Annotated in this window: 1 pseudogene; it reads right to left on the bottom strand. The window is 49.6% G+C overall.

Annotated elements, in window-relative coordinates:
- Positions 1-82: 82 nt before the first annotated feature.
- Positions 83-470: pseudogene (locus ACZGCQ_RS16915) on the bottom strand (carbon starvation CstA family protein); the annotation flags it as partial.

Genomic DNA, 470 nt, shown 5'->3' with positions numbered 1-470 from the left:
GGACCATTCAGACAACTTCAAGCGTGACCGTGATTAGAAGGCGGACGGGCAGAATGAACGTCGTCAGGGCTTAGATTTTTATGTCGGCGTTTTTCAAGATGATCTGCGTTCCGATGATCAAGCCAATCGTCGCCATCAGCTGATTCGATACCCCGAATAATGCGCAAATCGAATCGATGTCACCTGAGAACAGGAGATCGCCCCAGAAGAACGTTCCGAGTGCCGAAGCGAAGATCGCAACTGGAATCCAGTCGACGCGTTTGAGCGGTTTGTAGAACTCTCCGAAGAAATCTTGAATCAAGTAAAGGGCGACACGTGTTCCTGCATCGATTGCTGTTAGGATGAAGACCGCTTCGAACAAAATAACGAAGTGGAAGAAGAAACTGGCAATCTCTTTAAACAACGGGAAGGCGTGGAAGATGAAAGTAATAACGACGGCGAGCGAGTGGGCACCAACTGGTCGACCTGCC

Source organism: Exiguobacterium sp. HSB13 (genome assembly GCF_056764755.1).
Note: the sequence above shows the minus strand (reverse complement) of the source record. Positions and strands in the feature narration are given on the sequence as shown.